Here is a 15,968-nt window from a genome sequence, read left to right as displayed (position 1 = left end):
GTCGGCTAGCGCGCGTCCCGCACCGCGAGGTAGTGCTCGGAGACCGGCACTCCCTCGGTGTAGCGCTCTACGGCCTCCTCGATGAGCCGGTCCTGCCCCGTCAGCCGGGTGTAGTGCTGGTGCATGTGCTCACCCCAGGAGCGCACGACGAAGGTCTCCACGTACGTCGACTCGTGCTCGATGCTGCGGAACAGGCGCCACTGCGCGGCCCCGGTGCGTTGCCGGGAGCGGCCGAGCACCGTCATCGCCGCGAGGAACGCCTCCTCGTCGGCGGCCGCCACCCGATACGACGTCAGCACCAGCACCGGACCGTCGAGTGGTTCGGGCTCGAAGATCAGGTTCGGCTCCGGCCAGTGCGAGGACGGCGTGAGGTCCAGGCTGCTGGTCTTGGCGTGCAGCGGCCACCACAGCGACGACATCGCGCACACCACCAGCAGGCCCGCGCTGACCAGAAGGCTGGTCGAACTGGACGCGGCCCCGGCGATCAGGCCCCACACCACGGAGCCGAGCGCCTGCCCGCCCATGAAGATCAGCTGGTACACCGACAGTCCGCGGGCGCGCACCCACGCCGGCAGGCTCAGCTGCATCGAGGCGTTCAGCGTCGACAGCGACAGCAGCCAGGACGCCCCGCCGACGATCAACGCCGCCAACACGATTGCGAAGACGGGCACCAACGCCAGCACCACGGTGGCGAGCGCGAAGCCGGCCGCTCCCACCGTCAACAGGACGTTCTGGCCGAACCGGGACCGCAACCGCCCCAACAGGAACGCGCCGATCACCGCACCGAGGCCGATCGCCCCCAGCAGCAGGCCGTAGCCCGAGGACGACAATCCCAGGTTGTTGGCCGCTACCACCGGTAGCAGTCCCCACAGCGCGCTCGCCGGTCCGATGAACAGCGCGGCGCGCAGCAGGATCCGGCGCACGATCGGCGAACTGCGGATGAACCGGCCACCGGCGCTCAGGGCGGCCAGCGCGCGCTCCGGTGGATAGTCGCGTTCGACGGCGGGCCGGCGCCACCACACCAGCACGACGACGATGCCGACGAAGGACACCGCGTTGAGGGCGAAGACCGACGTCGGGCCGGCCACCGACACCAGCACCCCGGCGATGGCCGGACCGATCGCCCGCGCACCGTTGAGGCTCATGCTGCCCAACGCGGCTGCAGCCGGAATCTGTTGGGCGGGAACCAGATCGGGTTGAATGGCCTGCCACGCCGGGGCGGTCAGCGCCTGCCCGCACCCGATCACGAATAGCAGGGTCAGCAGCACCGCGGGTGTGGTCAGCCCGGCACCTGTCAACGTGGCGAGCAGGCCCACCCCCGCGGCCATCGCCCCCTGCGTCGCGATGAGCAGTCGGCGCCGGTCCACCAGGTCGGCCAACACCCCCGACGGCAACGCCAGCAGCACCACCGGCAGCGTGGTCGCGGTCTGCACCAGCGGCACCAGCACCGCCGCGCGGGGATCGCCGACGAGCATCCACTGCGCCCCGACGGTCTGCATCCAGGTGCCGAGGTTGGAGACCAGTTGCGCGATCCACAGTGCGCGGTAGACCGGTGATCGCAGCGGCGCCCATGTCGAGATGGGTGCGGCCGTGTCCGTGGCCGAGGTCATTCCGGTCGCCCCCGGCTGGACGCGGCCGGGCTCAGCCCTTGACCAGGGTGAACTGTCCCAGTTCGCTGATGCCGCGCTTGAAGAAGTCGCTGCAGCCCACCAGGTACTTCATGTACCGCTGGTAGACCTCTTCGGAGGTGGCGGCGACCGCGGCGTCGTGATGCGCTTCGAGGGCCGTGGCCCACAGGTCCAGCGTGCGGACGTAGTGCTCGTCGAGCAGCTGCTTGTCGGCGACGGTGAAGCCGGCGGCTTGGGACAGGTTGACGATGTCCTCGTCGCACGGCACCGAACCGCCGGGGAAGATCTCCTTGGCGATGAACCGCATGAACCGCAGGTCGGTCATCACGATCGGGATGCCCATCTCGGGCCAGCGCTTCAGCGGGTGCCCGAGGATCGCCTGGATCAGCATCCGGCCGTCGGCCGGCAGGATACTGCTGCAGAATTCGAAGAACGGGGCGTAGCGCTCCTGCGGGAACGCCTCGATCGCCTCGAGGCTGATGATGCGGTCGACGGGCTCGTCGAACTGCTCCCAGCCCATCAGCAGCACACGCCGCGACCGCTCGGTGTCGACGCCGTCCAACAGCTCCTGCGCGAACTTGGACTGGTTCTTGCTCAGCGTCAGACCGATCACGTTGACGTCGTACTTCTCCACGGCGCGCTGCATGACCGAACCCCAGCCGCAGCCGATGTCGAGCAGCGTCATGCCGGGCTCGAGCTTCAGCTTGCCCAGCGCGAGGTCGATCTTGGCCATCTGGGCCTCTTCGAGCGACATGTCGTCGCGTTCGAAGTACGCACAGCTGTAGGTCCGCGAAGGGTCCTGGAACAACCCGAAGAAGTCATCGGAGAGGTCGTAGTGCGCCTGCACCTCTTCGAAGTGCGGCTCCATCTCCTTGCGTGCCTGCGGTGGCGTCACCGTGCTCTCAACCATTTCCCCGACCAACTTCCGTCCGATTGCCTCGAACTCTTAGTTTCCTGCGTGTCCTGCATAAGCGTGAAAGTGATTGTCCCTCAGCCGGTTACGCCTTCTCAAGGGTGAACTGGACCACGTCGGTGTAGCCCTCGCGGAACAGGTCGGCGCAGCCCACGAGGTACTTGAGGAACCGCTCGTAGATCTCCTCGTTGGTGATCTCGATGGCCTCGTCCTTATGGGCCTCGAGATTCGACGCCCACGTGTCGAGGGTCTTGACGTAGTGCGGCTGCAGGTGCTGCTCGCGCGTCACCGTGTAGCCGGCCTTGACGGCGTGATTGGTGACCATCGACGCCAGCGGCAGACGGCCGCCGGGGTAGATCTCGTCCATGATGAACTTGATGAAGCGCACCCGCGACATGGTCAGCGGCAGCTTCTTGGCCTTGATCTCCTCATCCTCGGGGATGGTGATCGTGTGCAGCATCTGCACGCCGTCGTCGGGCATCCAGTCGTAGGTCTTCTTGAAGTAGTCGTCGTACTTGTTGAAGCCGAAGTGCTCGAAGGCGCCGATCGAGACGATGCGGTCCACCTTGCCGCTGAAGTCCTCCCACGGCTGCAGGCGCACTTCCATCGTGCGATCGCCCTTGTAGTTGGCGAGCCAGTGGTCTTCGATGTGCTGCTTCTGGTTCTCCGACAGCGTCAGGCCGATGACGTTCACGTCGTACTTCTCGACCGCGCGGTTGATCGTGGCGCCCCAGCCGCAGCCGATGTCGAGCAACGTCATGCCGGGTTCGAGGCCGAGCTTGCCGAGCGACAGGTCGATCTTCGCCAGCTGCGCCTGCTCGAGGTTGTAGTCGTCCTTCTCGAAGTACGCGCAGCTGTAGACCTGATTGGGGTCCTGCCAGAGTTTGAAGAACTCATTGCTGATGTCGTAGTGGAACTGGACTTCCTTCTTGTCCGACCCGCGCGTCTGCGACGCGGACTTGGACAGCCACTGGGACTGCGCAGGTGACGGGGTTTGTGTCTCACTCGAGGAATTCATGAACCAACCTGTCGGCTATCGATTATGGCGTTTGCGGCCGTGCCGCCCAGCGTCTTCTTCACCATGCCGGCAGATCGACTCTATCCCCGTGCGGCGGTGAGATCGACGCCGACGCGGCCGGATGGGTGACCTTTCCCACAGCCCGTCCCGACTGCGGGTTTGCCGAGGGGCGGCCCACGAGTTGCTGAAATCGCGTTCGCCGGACCCGGGGTGACATCCGCCGGCCGCGCAGCCCAGACTGACCCCATGACAGAACGTGAGGACACCCGCGTTGCGGTCTACCTCGACTTCGACAACATCGTGATCTCGCGATACGACCAGGTGAACGGTCGCAACTCGTTTCAGCGCGACAAGACCAAGGGTCTGGAGGTCGACCGGCTGGCCCGCGCGACCGTGGACGTCGGCGCGATCATCGACTTCGCCTCGTCCTTCGGAACCCTGGTGCTCACCCGCGCGTATGCCGACTGGTCGGCCGACGTCAACGCCGGTTACCGCGGTCAGCTGGTCGGCCGCGCCGTCGACCTGGTCCAGCTGTTCCCGGCCGCGGCGTACGGCAAGAACGGCGCCGACATCCGGCTGGCGGTCGACGCCGTGGAGGACATGTTCCGGTTGCCCGACCTGACCCACGTGGTGATCGTCGCCGGCGACTCCGACTACATCGCGCTGGCCCAGCGGTGCAAGCGGCTCGGCCGCTACGTCGTCGGCATCGGGGTGGCGGGTTCGTCGAGCCGGTCGCTGGCTGCGGCGTGCGACGACTTCGTCATCTACGACGCGCTGCCCGGTGTGCCGGTCTTCGAGCCGACCCCCGCCCCGGTCAAGGACGAGGACGAGGGCGAGCCGGAACCCGAACCCAAGAAACGGGCCCCCCGCCGGCGGGCCACTCGGCCGCAAGCCGTGGAGGAGGAGCCGGAGGCGCCGGACCCGCAGGCCGACGCGACGGGTCTGCTGCAGCGGGCGCTGCGGATCGGCTTGGAGAAGGACGACGTGGAGTGGTTGCACAACTCCGCGGTCAAGGCGCAGATGAAGCGGATGGACCCGTCGTTCAGTGAGAAGTCGCTGGGCTTTCGGTCGTTCAGTGACTTCCTGCGCTCCCGATCCGACGTCGTGGAGCTCGACGAGAGCTCCACGACGCGGATGGTGAAACTGCGCAACGAGTAACTTTCGCGCGGTCCGTGCACCCACCGTTGCGCCGAACGCAACGGCGGGTGCACGAATCCCTAGGCGATGGTGTGGATGATGTCGGGCTTCATCACGTCGAGCTGCTGGCTCCAGTACGGCCAGGCATGGCTGCCGTTCGGCGGGAAGTTGAACGTGGCGTTCTGGCCACCCGCGCCGGTGTAGGCGTTCTGGAACGCGGTGTTGCTGTCGCGGGTCAACCCCTCGAGCGTGGTCGCGGGCAGGTCAGCCCCGCCCAGCTCGTTGGGCGTGCCGTTACCGGTGTAGACGTAGAGCCGCGTGCCGTTGGATGCGAGCCGGCCGGCCTGCAGCGTCGGGTCGTTGCGCTGCCAGTCCGGTCCACCGCCGGGACCCCACATGGCGCCCGCGTCGAACCCGCCGGCATCCCGCATCGCGAAGCCGACCAGCGTCGGCCAGATGCCCTGCGACAGGTTCAGGAAGCCCGACTCGGACCCGGCGAAGCGGAAGTTGCCGGGGTGATACGCGGCCAGGATCAGCGCCGCACTACCCGACATCGAGAGCCCGACCACGGCGTTGCCGGACGGCGAAATGCCCTTGTTCTGCGACAGGTAGGCGGGAAGCTCCGAGGTCAGGAACGTCTCCCACTGGTAGTTCTGGGTCTGGCCGTTGCCGACGGCGGGCTGCTCCCAGTTGGTGTAGAAGCTCGACATGCCGCCGACGGGCATCACCACCGACACGCCCGAGTTGTGGAACTTCTCGAACGCGTTGGTCTCGATGTCCCAGCCGCTGTTGTCGTCGCGGGCCCGCAGCCCGTCGAGCAGATACACCGCGTGCGAGCCGCCGGGCTGGAACCTGACCAACACGTCGCGCCCCATGGCGGCCGACGGCACCTGCAGGTCTTCGACCGGCAATCCCGGGGGCGAATACGCGCCCGCGGTCGCCGATCCGCCCGTGACGCCGATCAGGCCGGGCAGCGTGACCGCGACCAGTGCGGCTACTGCCGCGCGCCGACCCAGGCCGCGAAATCTCTCAAACATCGTCATGTCTCTGCTCATCCGATCTCGTGAATGCCGCTCTCACGGCGGCTCGTGGCACGGGTACGACGCCTACCTCGGCTCGCCGGACCGGTTGTCGCTTCTTGGCAACCGCCCTAGGCAGACTCCGCGGAGGAGACTGCCGTCACCTGTTTACTCGGCGTGTCTTACCCGATCGTTACTCGTTGACACGTGACCAGATCGTGCCGTCACACATGTTGCGAAGAGTGGCTTCCGACCACCTACCATTGGGGCTCGTCTTCTAGTCAGTGCTGAAAATCAATGGAGTTTTGTTGACGTCTATTCGTTGTGCCCGTGGGTCGTGGTTGGCCGCCTCCTTTGCGGTGCTGGCCGTCCTCGGTGGTGTCGTGGTGAGCGGGTCGGAACGGTGCGTGCACGGCTGTCAGGTGCTGGCGGCGCCGAAGGATCTCGCCGAGGCGCAACCGGCGGCAGTGCCGACGTCGACGCCTGCCGCATTGTCGGTCGTCCCCGCGCCGGCGGCCGACAAGATCAATCCTGCCAGCCCGGTGATGGTCACCGCTACCACCGGAACCATCACCGACGTGACGATGACCAGCGACAGCGGAAAGGTCATCCCCGGTGTCCTGACCCCCGACCACACGACGTGGAAGCCGACGATGCAGCTGGGGTACGGCCGCGCGTACACGCTGTCGGTGTCGGCCCGCGGCCCCAACGGCATGCCGTCGCGGCAGGAGTCGACCTTCCACACGGTGTCGCCGAGCAATCAAACCCAGGTGTACTTCGAGACCACCGACGGCGGGCTGCTGCAGGACGGCGCGACCTACGGCATCGGAGAGGTCGTCGTCGCCCACTTCGACGAGGCGATCGACAACAAGGCCAACGCCGAACGGCACCTTGCGGTCACCACCAACCCGCCGGTCGCCGGATCGTGGTACTGGGTCAACGACCAGACCGCCCACTGGCGGCCAGCGAAGTACTACGCGCCGGGCACCACCGTCACGGTGGCGGGCAACGTCTACGGCACGCCGCTCGGCGACGGGTTGTACGGACAGGAGGACGAGCACGTCTCGTTCAAGATCGGTGACGCGCACGTCTCGGTTGCCGACGACAACACCCACATGGTCAGCGTGTACGACAACGGAAAACTGGTCCGCACGATGCCGACGTCGATGGGCATGGGCGGAATCCAGACCATCGCCGGCACCACGTTCTCGTTCTTCACGCCGCCGGGTGTCTACACCGTGCTCAGCAAGGCCAACCCGGTGATCATGGACTCCTCCACCTTTGGGCTGCCCACCAATTCGCGGCTGGGCTACAAGGAGTCGATCTCGTATGCCACCAAGATCAGCACCGACGGCATCTACCTGCACCAGCTGAACTCGACGGTGTGGGCCCAGGGCAACACCGACACCTCGCACGGCTGCCTGAACCTCAACGGCGACAACGCCGCCTGGTTCTTCGACTTCTCGGTGCCCGGCGACGTCGTCGAGGTTCGCAACACCGGTGGCCAGCCGCTGCAGATCTCACAGAACGGCGACTGGACCGTGCCCTGGGATCAGTGGCTCAAGGGCAGCAAGCTGACGTAGTCGGTGTACCCGTGCGCGCCCGGCGTGTAGTAGGTCGCAGGGTCCGGGTCGGCGAGCGGTGCGTGGGCGGCGAACCGTTCCGGTAGGTCCGGGTTCGCGATGAAGGGCTGGCCGTACGCCACCAGGTCGACGAGGTCGTCTGTCAGGAGCTGATTTCCGCGCTCCTGCGTCATCCCGACGTTGCCGATCAGCGTGCCGGTGAACCGCGACCGGAAGTGCCGGAACATCGCGTCCCCGCCGAGGTCCCTCAACGGCGTCGCAGACAGGTCGGCCATCGCGCCCATGAGCATCCAGTGTGCGAGCGGGTAGGCCGCCAGCCGGTCGGCGACGTACTCCGCGGCGGCCAGCGCGTCGTCGCCGGAACGGAACAGTCCCGACTCGGGCCACGCGGGCCCGGCCTTGACGCCGACGCGCCCGACGCCAATGCGGGCGGCGACGGCGTCGACCACGTCGAACAGCAGGCGGGCCCGGTTGGCGACGGCGCCGCCGTAGGCGTCGTCGCGCCGGTTGGTGGCGGGGTTGAGGAACTGGCTGATGAGGTAGGAGTAGCCGGCCTGCAGTTGAACCCCGTCGAAGCCCGCACGCATGGCGTTGGCCGCCGCCGTGGCGAAGTCGTCGACGGTGGTGGCGACGTCGCGGGTGGTCATCGCGCGCGGCGTCACGGTCGGCTTGCTTCGCAGCGACGTCGGCGCGCGCATCTGTGGGTCGACCGCCGACGGGCCGAGCGGCGGGACGCCGTCGAAGAAGTCGGGGTGGGAGACCGCGCCCGCGTGCCACAGCTGGGCGACGATGACGCCGCCGCGCCGGTGCACCGCGTCGGTGACCGCCGACCAGGCGCGTACCTGTCCGTCGGTGAAAAGCCCTGGGACGTCGTGCCATCCGATGGCATCGCGACTGACCCAGATGCCCTCGGTGACGATCAAGCCCGCCGAGGCTCGCTGGGCGTAGTACTCGGCGTGCAGGGCGGTCGGCACGAGGTCGGCGTTGGTAGCCCGGGAGCGGGTCAAGGGAGCCATGACCACCCGATTGGCCAAGTCGAGATCACCCATTCGATAGGGCGTCAGCAGGGGTTGGCCAGTGTCCGCAGCGGTGCTCATGTGTCCGACGCTAGCCACGGATCGGAATTAATGCAATTATTTCTGCGTTAACGCCATCACTACGACGAGAGGATCGACCACGTGAACGCAGAGGCACCCTACGAACCAAGTCCGTTGGCCCGGGAACGTGCGCAGGTGGCGCTGTACGAAGCCACCGACGGAACCATGGGAGACACCCTGGAGGGCCGACCGGTGGTCATCCTGACCCACCTCGGCGCCAAGTCCGGGCTCGTGCGCAAGTCGCCGTTGATGCGCATCGAGCACGACGGCAGCTACGCCGTCATCGCCTCGAACGGCGGCGCTGCGCGAGATCCATTGTGGGCGGGCAACATCGCCGCGCACCCCGAGGTGCGCATCCAGGACGGTGCGACCGTTCACGACCTGCGCGCCCGCCGGGTCGCAGGCGAGGAGCTGGAGCAGTGGTGGCTGCGGGCGTACGAGACGTTCCCGCCGTTCGCCGGATACCGGCACGCAGCCGGTCGTGACGTACCGCTGTACGTGCTCGAGCCCGCATGACCTCACCCCGCCGCGGTCGGCTCGTTTACAGTCGGTTGATGACCACGCGCCGACCGACCAAGCGACCCGGAGGTCGAACGGCGGCGGTCACCAACGCGATTCGGTCGGCGGTCGAGGAGCTCGTCGCCGAGAAGGGCCGCGACAAGGTGTCGATCCCCATGGTGGCCGAACGGGCGGGCGTCAACGCCACGACGATCTACCGCCGATGGCCCGACGCGGGCACGATGATCAACGACATCGCCACGTACCAGCTGGATCCGTCGCGGCCGCTCCCCGACACCGGCGACCTGCGGACCGACGTCGCGACGTGGGCCACCGAGGTCCTGCAGCACTACCGTCAGCCGGTGAACGCCGCATTGCTGCGAGCGGGCTCGGCAGCGGCGGGGGACGCCGAGTCCGATTGTCTACGTGGACTTCTCGACGAGGCGGCCCGCCTGGTCGAGCGGGCGGGTGCGACCGCGCCGGTCTCGGCGCAGGACGTCGTCGACGGGGTGCTCGCACCCGTGATGTACCGCATCATCTTCCTGCCGGTCAGCCTGACCGACGACTACGCCGAGCATCTCACCGACAAGCTGTTCGGGTGAACGCGCAGTCCGATGCGACTGCGGCCCTCGAGGTTCTACGACGGGCGATCGACGGGGTCGGCGACGGCCAACTCGGGTGCCCGACGCCGTGTCGCGACTACACGGTGGCCGACCTGGCCGAACACGTCGTCGGGAGCGTGACCCGCATCAGCGCCGCGGCGGGTGTGATGGTGGTCGCGGTTGCCGACGGTCCGCCGCTGCGGCAGGTGCTCGAGGTCGGCCGCGACGCGGTGGCCGGCTGGCAACGTCGAGGCGCCGACGGCGAGGTCGACTTCGGCGGTCGGACGATGGCCGCGCGAGACCTGCTGGGCGTCATCGCCCTCGAATTCGTCGTGCACGGTTGGGATTTCGCCACGGCGGTGGGCGCCGAGCTGGTCGTCCCGGAGGGTCTGTCCACCCATCTGCTGACGCTGGCGCACCGAACCGTGACCACGGAGAGCCGACTGGTGGCGGGCTTCGACCCGCCCGTTCCGGTGGCCGACGGTGTCGGTGCGCTGGACCGACTGCTCGCCTTCACCGGGCGGGCGTAACCGGTGTTGCGCGGAACACGCCCGTCGCCTACCGTGCGTTAAAGCAATTCATTCTGCATTAATCCGGAGAGGTCGTCATGACCAGTTCTGCCCCCACCGTCGTCCTGGTACACGGCGCCTTCGCCGACGCCTCCGGATACGCCGGCGTCATCCTCGAGCTCACCTCGGTGGGAGTCGCCGTCGTTGCACCACCGAACCCATTGCGCGGCTTGGCCTTCGACGCCGAGATCGTCCGCTCCTTCGTCGCAGCCGTCGACGGTCCCGTCGTCCTGGTGGGGCACTCCTACGGCGGGGCGGTCATCACCCAGGCCGCCGTCGGGTTGGCCAACGTCGCCGCGCTGGTCTATCTGGCGGCCTTCGCCCTCGAGGAGGGAGAGAGTGCGGGCGGCGTGCAAGCTCCGTTCGCCGAACCGCTGCTCGCCAGTGCCGCGCGCCCGAGCAGCTACCCCGCCGGCGGTGGCGCCGCCGAGGGTCCCGATCTCTTCATCGGAGCCGAGGGCTTCCGGGAGACGTTCTGCGCCGACGTGCCGGTGTCCGTCGCGACGGTGATGGCCGCCACCCAGCGGCCCGTCGCCGCGGCCACCCTTGGCGAGGCGTGCACCGGTGCGGCATGGAAGACGACGCCGTCCTGGTACCTGGTCTCGGCTCGCGACAACGCCATCAACCCCGATGCCCAACGGTTCATGGCGCAGCGGATGGGCGCCACCACCGAGACGATCGACGGCTCGCACACGGCGTTCGTCGCCCAGCCCGTCGCGGCGGCGGCGTTCATCCTCAAGGCCGTGGCGCACGCTCGTGGTTGAGCTGCTCACTCTCGCGCTAACCGCGCACGGGGGCCTCGAACGTTGGAGCCAGTTGACCTCCGTCGAGGGCAGATTCGCCATCGGCGGTGCCATTTGGGACTACAAGGGCGTCCCGGGCGTCCTGGCCGACATCACGGTGGCGCTCGACCTTCGTGAGGAGCGGGTGACCCTCGATCCCGTTGGCGGCCCCGACACCCACACCGTCTTCGCGGACGGCCGCCTGGAGCTGAGGTCGTCGGCCGGGGAGGTGCTGGAGGCTCTCGACGATCCGGGGGCGGCGATGGCCCAGCTGGCCTACGACGCACCGTGGACGGCCCTGCACGCCGCCTACTTCGCCAGCGAGGCGTGGTGGACCTACCTCACCGCACCGTTCCTGTTCACCCATCCCGGTTTTCGCGTGCGAGAGGTGGAGCCGTTCGTCGAGGACGGCATCGCCTACCGAACGCTGGCGGTCACCTTCCCCGACGACGTCGACAGCCACACCACGGAGCAGTTCTTCCACTTCGACGACACCGGGCTGTTGTTTCGTCACACCTACACGGTGGACATCCTCGACGGGGCGACCGGAGCCAACTACCCCAGCGGGTGGCAAACCGTCGACGGTATCGCGGTGCCCACCGTGCGCCGCATCTACGGTTACGGCGAGGACCGCGCGAAGATTCCCGATCCGGTGCTGGTGTCACTCGACATCTCCGAGTTGCACTTCCGCTGAGCGCCGCGTAGCGCGAGGAACGAGACCGTCAGCCGAGGGCCGCGTAGGCCCCCAGCTCGTCGACGAACCCCGCCGGGAACCGCAACGAGCCCTTCTGCGTCCGCCGGATGAATCCCGTGGCCGCCCTGGCCGACAACGGCTTGCCGGGAAATTCGAGGAAGTCCGCCAACGGCACTCGCGGCTCCCACACCGGCCACGGCCCGACGTCGGAGACGTGCACCACGCCGTCCAGATCGGCCCACGCCGCCCGGCGCGACCACTTCGTACCGTCCCACGGCCGATCGGCCGACGGGTCGTAGTGGCCGGGGCGGGCGAGGCGTCCGCCGATCCACGCCGCCACGGGCACGCTCACCGAATTGCCGACCATTCGCCATCGTTCGCCGCGCCGGGCGACCTCCTCGGCGGGTGCGGTCCAGTCGACGGGAAAGCCTTGCAGCCGTTCGGTGTCCCGAAGGTCGGGGGTCACGTAGTTCCCCGACGGCAGGCGAATGGCCGGGGGAGACGGCACCCCGATCGACGACCCGCACTTGATCGGCGGCACCGCGTCGACTGCCCAACCGAAGGAGCGCATGCCCTCGGTCCAGTAGAAGCCGCAGGCGACGTCCGGATACCCGTACGCCTCGGGCGGTTTCACGCAGTCGTCGGCCAGCAGGACGTCGCGTGGATCGCCGACCCGCGAACCCACCAGGTACCAGCGGTTGCGCCGCTGCGGCAAGCCGAAGGCGTGCGTGTCGACGACCCGGTAGGCCCACCGGTAGCCCAGTTCGGTCAACGCGGACGTCACGACCCGCAGTGCGGCTCCCCGGCCCAACGAAATGAGGAACGGCACGTTCTCCAGCACCACCCACGGCACGTCGCCGCCGTCCAGCAGCCGCAGTACCTCGCCGACCAGACTGCTTCTGGCGCCGACGATTCCGGCCTTGCGGCCGACACTGCTGAGATCCTGGCAGGGGAAGCCCGCGACGACGAGGTCGGTCCCCTTCGGCAGCGAGGCGACGTCACGGACGTCGGCCTCCAACTTGGTGTCGGGGAACCGCCGGCGTAGCACGTGCATGGCGGGCGTGGAGTTTTCGACCAGCAGATGCGCGTGATGACCACTGGCCGCCATGCCCAACTCGAGGCCACCGATGCCCGCGAACAGCCCGGCGACCCTGAGGTTCACCGGAGCCATTCCACCGCAACGGCATAGCTCAGGCGCGAGGGCACTGCGTTGCCGATCATGCGCGCCAGCGCGGTGCGACGGGTGACGCCGTCGAAGGAGAACCAGTCCGGAATGTATTGCAGCCGTGCGGCTTCGTGCGCGGTGATGGTGCGACGCCTGCTGGGATGCACGTAGCGGCCCATGCACATGCTGTAGAAACCCGTGGTGATGGTCTGCGACGGTCGGTCCCACGCCAGGCGGCCGTAGATCGCCTTGTAGCTGTGGCCGCCGGAGGCGTGGCAGGCCGGGCGTTGCCGGTCGGGCAGGTCGAAGTCGCCGTTCTCGAAGAGGTAGTCGATGCGTTGCCGCGTCGCCGGTGCCGAGCGGGCGGGCTCGTCGACCAACCGGCCCGACTCGGGTACGGCCTCGAGGTCCTGAAACGCCCACGCCACCGAACGGCCGTTCCTGCGATGCCGGTCGACGACCTCGGCGACGGTGACGGAGTGGGTCAGGCTGGCCATCAGCACCAGTCGTCGCCGACGCTGGGGGACGCCGATCTGGCTGAGGTCGACCACCCCGACGGACACCCGGTATCCGAGCGCGTCGAGTGCGTCGGCGGTGCGTTGGACGACGGCCCTGCGGTCGTTGACCGCCCCCGGCACGTTCTCGATCAGGACGTGCCGGGGCGCAAGCACTTCTGCCGCCCTGACCATGGTGCGGTACAGCTCGTTCTTGTCGTCGGAGTGGCGGGTGCGGTTGTTGAAGTCGCTGTGTCCCTGGCAGGGCGGCCCGCCCACCAACACGTCGACGCCCGCGTGCCGCGTGGCGAGCAGGCGTTCGGTCGGGGTCAACCGGGCGCCGACGCGTCCGGGGAACACGTCCTCCACGTCTTGGGTGAGGGTGACCGCCGACGGGAAGTTGTCGGCATAGGTCTGGGCGGCCACCGCGTCGACGTCGACGGCGAGCACAGGTTCGAACGACCGGTTCAGGGCGCGCGCGGCCTCCGCCAATCCGATGGACAGCCCACCGCAGCCGGAGAACAGGTCGACCACGCGCAACGCCGTCCCGGCCGCGCCGCTGGGCGGTGCCACGCGGCTCTGCAACCAGGCGCGCTCGGCCTCGTCGGCGCACGTCGCCCGGGTCTCCGTGCCGCGGTAGCCGGCCAGCGCACTGGCGGTCTGGCGGCCGTCGCGCCGGGACAGCATCCGTTCGTAGCTGCCGTTGCGGGTGCGGAAGCGTTCGAGCCCGACGTCGCGGGCGACGTCGGCGGTGGTGCTCACCTGCCGATGGTATGCAGCGAGTTCGCCAATAGTGTGGAGGCATGGCCGAGTCCTGGGCGTCCTCACCCGAGGCGCGGGCGCGCATGCAGTCCAACAAGAGCCGCGACACCAAGCCGGAACTGGCGCTGCGCTCGGCGGTGCACGCCAGGGGTTTGCGGTATCGGGTGTCGGCGAAACCGCTGGCCGGGGTGCGGCGCACGGCCGATCTGGTGTTCCCGCGGGCAAAGGTCGCGGTGTTCCTCGACGGCTGCTTTTGGCACGGTTGCCCCGAGCACCACACCGTGGCGTCGGCGAACGCCAAGTTCTGGGCCGACAAGGTGGAGGGCAACCGGAAACGGGACCGCGACACCGACGGTCGACTGGCCGAGGCGGGCTGGGTGAGCGTGCGGGTCTGGGAGCACGAGGACGCGGTGGAGGCCGCGCGTCGCGTCGAGACGATCGTCCGCGCCCGCGTTTGACGCACGCGTCGGGAATGGGTGGTAGCCGTCACATCCACCTTGCGGAATTAATCACCTCCTTGGTTAGTTGTGCTCACTAGTTCTTCGAGCAACGGGGTGAAACATGATCGATCTCAAGGCCGTCGCAGCTGGTGTCGCCGTCGCGGGTGCGCTGGCGTTCGGATCCCTCGGCGCCGGGGTGGCCAACGCCGCTCCCGCCGATCCCAATGTGCCCTCGGTGCAGGGCACCAGCAGCCAGACGGACGACCACGCCACCGTCCCCTCGCCGTACGCCGCTTACGGGGGAAATGGCATGTGCGCCAACCCCGGGCTGTACTTCGTCAACATCTGCGTTTGAGCGCCCACCTTCGGATCAGCGCGATTCAAAACCGTCGCCTCCGATCGCTGGTGGCGCAATCGCCGAACCCGGCGGTCTAACAGCAGGTCCGCGGAGGCCCGCACCGGCGCAATCGTCGGGCCCCGATCCGGTCCCAACGGCGCCGGGCCAAGAGCCCTCACGTGCGCCGATACCGTCTGCGAGCAGGTCAGTCACAGACCACAGCCCAGGAGGTGGCGATGGCCAACCGGAATCCTCTGGAGCCGACACCCATCCGTCGGCCGCGGGCGGACCAGGCCCGTCTGGTGGCCGACGTGCTTCGCCACCAGATCCACGCTGGCGGCTATCCCGACGGGTTGCCCACCGAGGGTGACCTGGCGACCGACTTCTTCGTCTCCCGCAACACCGTCCGCGAGGCGCTCGCCACGCTCAAGGACGAGGGCATCATCGACCGCGGCCCCCGCACGGGCACCCACGTCGCCATCCGCAAGTACGACCACGGACTCGATTCGCTCGTCGGACTGAAGGAAACGTTCAAGGGCTACGGCGACATCCGCAACGAGGTCCGCGCCGCGATGACGGTGGCAGCGCCGCCCGCGGTCGCGAACCGTCTGAAGCTGAGCCCCGGCGAGCCCGCGGTGTTCGTCGAGCGGTTGCGTTACCTCGGAGACCTTCCGCTGTCCCTCGACATGACCTACTTGGCGCCCGACGTCGGCCGCGAGGTCCTCGAACACAGCCTCGAGGTGAACGACGTATTCGCGCTCATCGAACAGGTCACCGGCCAGCGCCTTGGCGAGGCGAACCTCGCGGTCGAAGCGGTGCCCGCGGACCCCCATTCCGCTGCCCTGCTGCAGGTGCCAGACGGCACCCCGGTGCTGCTCCTGGAACGGCTCACCCACCTGGACGACGGGCGTCCCGTCGACCTCGAGTACATCCGCATGCGTGGGGATCGAATCACGCTGCGCGGCAACCTAGTTAGGGGAATCTGATGGCCCTGGTCAACCAACGCGTCGACGTACCGGTGACGATCGACGAGTCGCTCTGCATCGAGGGTTGCACCCTCTGCGTCGAGATCTGTCCGCTGGACTCATTGGCCATCAACCCGGAGAACGGCAAGGCGTTCATGCACGTCGACGAATGTTGGTACTGCGGACCGTGTGCCGCGCGCTGTCCCACCGGCGCCGTCACCGTCAACATGCCCTTCCTCATCCGCTAAGACACCCGGGAACGTCA

Annotated in this window: 18 protein-coding genes; 11 read left to right on the top strand and 7 right to left on the bottom strand. The window is 68.1% G+C overall.

What is annotated here, in order from left to right; genetic code table 11:
• Positions 1-5 precede the first annotated feature (5 nt).
• The 3 genes from H7J06_RS27560 to H7J06_RS27550 all read right to left on the bottom strand — a co-directional run bounded on the left by H7J06_RS27560 (position 6) and on the right by H7J06_RS27550 (position 3,559).
• A complete protein-coding gene (locus H7J06_RS27560; protein ID WP_264042593.1) occupies positions 6-1,610 on the bottom strand; it encodes an MFS transporter in 1,605 nt (534 codons plus the stop codon).
• A gap of 31 nt (positions 1,611-1,641) precedes the next feature.
• Positions 1,642-2,538, bottom strand: coding sequence for a cyclopropane mycolic acid synthase family methyltransferase (locus H7J06_RS27555; protein WP_264042592.1), 897 nt, complete (start codon positions 2,536-2,538; stop codon positions 1,642-1,644).
• Between the two features lie 88 nt (positions 2,539-2,626).
• Complete coding sequence (locus H7J06_RS27550) at positions 2,627-3,559, bottom strand: cyclopropane mycolic acid synthase family methyltransferase (RefSeq protein ID WP_275079967.1); 933 nt, start codon at positions 3,557-3,559, stop codon at positions 2,627-2,629.
• 246 nt (positions 3,560-3,805) lie between these two features.
• Between H7J06_RS27550 and H7J06_RS27545 the strand changes: the two genes are divergently transcribed.
• On the top strand, positions 3,806-4,717 hold the full coding sequence (locus H7J06_RS27545) for an NYN domain-containing protein (protein ID WP_264042591.1): 912 nt from the start codon (positions 3,806-3,808) through the stop codon (positions 4,715-4,717).
• A gap of 59 nt (positions 4,718-4,776) precedes the next feature.
• Here H7J06_RS27545 and H7J06_RS27540 read toward each other — a convergent pair whose 3' ends face one another.
• Positions 4,777-5,739 carry an esterase family protein gene (locus H7J06_RS27540; RefSeq protein ID WP_264042590.1) on the bottom strand — a complete coding sequence of 321 codons (963 nt, stop codon included), beginning with the start codon at positions 5,737-5,739 and terminating at the stop codon, positions 4,777-4,779.
• Between the two features lie 281 nt (positions 5,740-6,020).
• Here H7J06_RS27540 and H7J06_RS27535 point away from each other — a divergent pair, with 281 nt between their 5' ends.
• Positions 6,021-7,298, top strand: a complete 1,278-nt coding sequence (locus tag H7J06_RS27535) for a L,D-transpeptidase (protein WP_264042589.1) — start codon at positions 6,021-6,023, stop codon at positions 7,296-7,298.
• On the opposite strand, the gene H7J06_RS27530 is transcribed toward H7J06_RS27535, so the two are convergent.
• Positions 7,268-8,395 (bottom strand): alkene reductase, encoded by a 1,128-nt coding sequence (locus H7J06_RS27530; protein WP_264042588.1) that lies wholly within the window; start codon positions 8,393-8,395, stop codon positions 7,268-7,270. The two genes, H7J06_RS27535 and H7J06_RS27530, sit on opposite strands and share 31 nt — an antisense overlap.
• Before the next feature lie 81 nt (positions 8,396-8,476).
• Here H7J06_RS27530 and H7J06_RS27525 point away from each other — a divergent pair, with 81 nt between their 5' ends.
• The 5 genes from H7J06_RS27525 (at position 8,477) to H7J06_RS27505 (ending at position 11,540) form a co-directional block, all read left to right on the top strand.
• Positions 8,477-8,911, top strand: coding sequence for a nitroreductase family deazaflavin-dependent oxidoreductase (locus tag H7J06_RS27525; protein WP_264042587.1), 435 nt, complete (start codon positions 8,477-8,479; stop codon positions 8,909-8,911).
• A gap of 38 nt (positions 8,912-8,949) precedes the next feature.
• Positions 8,950-9,495 (top strand): TetR/AcrR family transcriptional regulator, encoded by a 546-nt coding sequence (locus H7J06_RS27520; protein WP_264042586.1) that lies wholly within the window; start codon positions 8,950-8,952, stop codon positions 9,493-9,495.
• Positions 9,492-10,025, top strand: coding sequence for a TIGR03086 family metal-binding protein (locus tag H7J06_RS27515; protein WP_264042585.1), 534 nt, complete (start codon positions 9,492-9,494; stop codon positions 10,023-10,025). Before H7J06_RS27520 ends, H7J06_RS27515 begins: the two co-directional genes overlap by 4 nt.
• Positions 10,026-10,102: 77 nt before the next feature.
• A complete protein-coding gene (locus tag H7J06_RS27510; RefSeq protein ID WP_264042583.1) occupies positions 10,103-10,828 on the top strand; it encodes an alpha/beta fold hydrolase in 726 nt (241 codons plus the stop codon).
• A 52-nt stretch (positions 10,829-10,880) separates the two neighbouring features.
• Complete coding sequence (locus H7J06_RS27505; RefSeq protein WP_264042582.1) at positions 10,881-11,540, top strand: hypothetical protein; 660 nt, start codon at positions 10,881-10,883, stop codon at positions 11,538-11,540.
• 28 nt (positions 11,541-11,568) lie between these two features.
• Here H7J06_RS27505 and H7J06_RS27500 read toward each other — a convergent pair whose 3' ends face one another.
• Together H7J06_RS27500 and H7J06_RS27495 are read right to left on the bottom strand one after the other, a co-directional pair.
• Positions 11,569-12,711 (bottom strand): DNA cytosine methyltransferase, encoded by a 1,143-nt coding sequence (locus H7J06_RS27500; RefSeq protein ID WP_372515420.1) that lies wholly within the window; start codon positions 12,709-12,711, stop codon positions 11,569-11,571.
• Complete coding sequence (locus H7J06_RS27495) at positions 12,699-13,961, bottom strand: DNA cytosine methyltransferase (RefSeq protein WP_264042580.1); 1,263 nt, start codon at positions 13,959-13,961, stop codon at positions 12,699-12,701. The genes H7J06_RS27500 and H7J06_RS27495 overlap by 13 nt, the downstream gene beginning before the upstream one ends.
• A gap of 41 nt (positions 13,962-14,002) precedes the next feature.
• Here H7J06_RS27495 and H7J06_RS27490 point away from each other — a divergent pair, with 41 nt between their 5' ends.
• The 4 genes from H7J06_RS27490 (at position 14,003) to H7J06_RS27475 (ending at position 15,951) form a co-directional block, all read left to right on the top strand.
• The gene (locus H7J06_RS27490; RefSeq protein ID WP_264042579.1) at positions 14,003-14,419 is read left to right on the top strand and encodes a very short patch repair endonuclease; all 417 of its coding nucleotides are present in this window, start codon (positions 14,003-14,005) and stop codon (positions 14,417-14,419) included.
• 103 nt (positions 14,420-14,522) lie between these two features.
• On the top strand, positions 14,523-14,756 hold the full coding sequence (locus H7J06_RS27485; RefSeq protein WP_264042578.1) for a hypothetical protein: 234 nt from the start codon (positions 14,523-14,525) through the stop codon (positions 14,754-14,756).
• 218 nt (positions 14,757-14,974) lie between these two features.
• The gene (locus H7J06_RS27480) at positions 14,975-15,724 is read left to right on the top strand and encodes a GntR family transcriptional regulator (RefSeq protein WP_264042577.1); all 750 of its coding nucleotides are present in this window, start codon (positions 14,975-14,977) and stop codon (positions 15,722-15,724) included.
• Positions 15,724-15,951, top strand: coding sequence for a 4Fe-4S dicluster domain-containing protein (locus tag H7J06_RS27475; protein WP_149480443.1), 228 nt, complete (start codon positions 15,724-15,726; stop codon positions 15,949-15,951). Before H7J06_RS27480 ends, H7J06_RS27475 begins: the two co-directional genes overlap by 1 nt.
• The last annotated feature ends 17 nt before the right edge of the window (positions 15,952-15,968 follow it).

This window comes from Mycolicibacterium hodleri (genome assembly GCF_025822245.1).
In the GTDB taxonomy this organism is placed as follows: Bacteria; Actinomycetota; Actinomycetes; order Mycobacteriales; family Mycobacteriaceae; genus Mycobacterium; species Mycobacterium hodleri.
Note: the sequence above shows the minus strand (reverse complement) of the source record. Positions and strands in the feature narration are given on the sequence as shown.

What these genes read in the sequence shown, in the direction of transcription:
- H7J06_RS27560 (WP_264042593.1), bottom strand. Translation starts at nt 1,610, where the DNA reads ATGACCTCGGCCACGGACACGGCCGCACCCATCTCGACATGGGCGCCG.
- H7J06_RS27555 (WP_264042592.1), bottom strand. Translation starts at nt 2,538, where the DNA reads ATGGTTGAGAGCACGGTGACGCCACCGCAGGCACGCAAGGAGATGGAG.
- H7J06_RS27550 (WP_275079967.1), bottom strand. Translation starts at nt 3,559, where the DNA reads ATGAATTCCTCGAGTGAGACACAAACCCCGTCACCTGCGCAGTCCCAG.
- H7J06_RS27545 (WP_264042591.1), top strand. Translation starts at nt 3,806, where the DNA reads ATGACAGAACGTGAGGACACCCGCGTTGCGGTCTACCTCGACTTCGAC.
- H7J06_RS27540 (WP_264042590.1), bottom strand. Translation starts at nt 5,739, where the DNA reads ATGACGATGTTTGAGAGATTTCGCGGCCTGGGTCGGCGCGCGGCAGTA.
- H7J06_RS27530 (WP_264042588.1), bottom strand. Translation starts at nt 8,395, where the DNA reads ATGAGCACCGCTGCGGACACTGGCCAACCCCTGCTGACGCCCTATCGA.
- H7J06_RS27520 (WP_264042586.1), top strand. Translation starts at nt 8,950, where the DNA reads ATGACCACGCGCCGACCGACCAAGCGACCCGGAGGTCGAACGGCGGCG.
- H7J06_RS27510 (WP_264042583.1), top strand. Translation starts at nt 10,103, where the DNA reads ATGACCAGTTCTGCCCCCACCGTCGTCCTGGTACACGGCGCCTTCGCC.
- H7J06_RS27500 (WP_372515420.1), bottom strand. Translation starts at nt 12,711, where the DNA reads ATGGCTCCGGTGAACCTCAGGGTCGCCGGGCTGTTCGCGGGCATCGGT.
- H7J06_RS27490 (WP_264042579.1), top strand. Translation starts at nt 14,003, where the DNA reads ATGGCCGAGTCCTGGGCGTCCTCACCCGAGGCGCGGGCGCGCATGCAG.
- H7J06_RS27485 (WP_264042578.1), top strand. Translation starts at nt 14,523, where the DNA reads ATGATCGATCTCAAGGCCGTCGCAGCTGGTGTCGCCGTCGCGGGTGCG.
- H7J06_RS27480 (WP_264042577.1), top strand. Translation starts at nt 14,975, where the DNA reads ATGGCCAACCGGAATCCTCTGGAGCCGACACCCATCCGTCGGCCGCGG.
- H7J06_RS27475 (WP_149480443.1), top strand. Translation starts at nt 15,724, where the DNA reads ATGGCCCTGGTCAACCAACGCGTCGACGTACCGGTGACGATCGACGAG.